Genomic DNA, 223 nt, shown 5'->3' with positions numbered 1-223 from the left:
ATGGCATGTCAACCAGTGGCTGAAGAAAGCGGTGCTGATGTCGTTCCGGCTCAACCCGATGGAGATCATCAAGGGTGGTCCGGGCCAGGCCGTGTGGTGGGACAAGGTGCCGTCGAAATTCGACGGCTGGAGTGCCATCGATTTCGAGAAGGCAGGTTTCCGCGCCGTGCCGTCGTCGGTCGTGCGGCGCTCCGCCTTTGTCGCGCCAGGTGCCGTGCTGATG

1 pseudogene is annotated in these 223 nt (G+C 62.8%); it reads left to right on the top strand.

The window, feature by feature from the left end:
* Positions 1 to 223: pseudogene (locus tag E5X34_RS32825) on the top strand (2,3,4,5-tetrahydropyridine-2,6-dicarboxylate N-succinyltransferase); the annotation flags it as partial.

The sequence above is a fragment of the Mesorhizobium sp. genome, from assembly GCF_004963255.1.
Lineage (GTDB): Bacteria > Pseudomonadota > Alphaproteobacteria > Rhizobiales > Rhizobiaceae > Mesorhizobium.
This window is presented reverse-complemented; position numbering and strand designations above follow the sequence as displayed.